The sequence below is a fragment of the Neoluteolibacter marinus genome, from assembly GCF_014904755.1.
GTDB lineage: Bacteria > Verrucomicrobiota > Verrucomicrobiia > Verrucomicrobiales > Akkermansiaceae > Haloferula > Haloferula marina.
This window is the reverse complement of the sequence record NZ_JACZFQ010000328.1, coordinates 1-223: the sequence shown is the minus strand read 5'-3', so window position 1 is coordinate 223 and position 223 is coordinate 1. Positions and strand designations below refer to the sequence as shown.

1 protein-coding gene is annotated in these 223 nt (G+C 70.4%); it reads left to right on the top strand.

Translation table 11 applies throughout. The features are described 5' to 3' along the window. Positions 1-223, top strand: a 223-nt coding sequence (locus tag IG178_RS25110) for an NAD-binding protein (protein WP_193215285.1), incomplete at both ends; no start/stop codon positions are given.

Sequence of the window (223 nt, the reverse complement as noted above, 5' to 3'; positions counted from 1 at the left end):
CCAGCTGGGCGCCGCCGAGTTCACGCAGGCGGTCGTGGGCGTGGGCACGTCGATCGAGTCCTCCGTGCTGATCACGGCGAACCTGGTGGATCTGGGCGTGGGCAGGATCTGGGCCAAGGCGATCTCCAAGGCCCACGGCAAGATCCTCTCCCGCATCGGCGCCCACCACGTGATCTTCCCGGAGGCCGATGCCGGACGGCGCACCGCCCACCTGGTCTCGGGG